General features: G+C 51.3%; 1 tRNA gene and 1 rRNA gene. Both read right to left on the bottom strand.

Annotated elements, in window-relative coordinates:
- Positions 1-88: 88 nt before the first annotated feature.
- Positions 89-164 (bottom strand) — tRNA-Glu (locus ABAC460_RS47965).
- 88 nt (positions 165-252) lie between these two features.
- Positions 253-561 (bottom strand): 16S ribosomal RNA (locus ABAC460_RS47960); the annotation flags it as partial.

Genomic DNA, 561 nt, shown 5'->3' with positions numbered 1-561 from the left:
TCTTAAACATGACTCGGAAGTCATCTTTAAGATATGGTGTATCGTCAGATACTTGAGACCGCCGCTTTCACCGGGTGGGTCGGAAGCTTGGCGTCCCCTAGGGGATTCGAACCCCTGTTACCGCCGTGAAAGGGCGGTGTCCTAGGCCTCTAGACGAAGGGGACACGACACCGTACTTTTATGACGCTTTTGCTCGTTACTTTTTCATCAGACAATCTGTGTGAGCACGCCACGCGAACTAATATCTTTAGGTAAGGAGGTGATCCAACCGCAGGTTCCCCTACGGTTACCTTGTTACGACTTCACCCCAGTCATGAATCACAAAGTGGTAAGCGCCCTCCCGAAGGTTAAGCTACCTACTTCTTTTGCAACCCACTCCCATGGTGTGACGGGCGGTGTGTACAAGGCCCGGGAACGTATTCACCGTAGCATTCTGATCTACGATTACTAGCGATTCCGACTTCATGGAGTCGAGTTGCAGACTCCAATCCGGACTACGACGTACTTTATGAGGTCCGCTTGCTCTCGCGAGGTCGCTTCTCTTTGTATACGCCATTGTAG

This window comes from Asticcacaulis sp. AC460 (genome assembly GCF_000495795.1).
In the GTDB taxonomy this organism is placed as follows: domain Bacteria; phylum Pseudomonadota; class Alphaproteobacteria; order Caulobacterales; family Caulobacteraceae; genus Asticcacaulis.
This window is presented reverse-complemented; position numbering and strand designations above follow the sequence as displayed.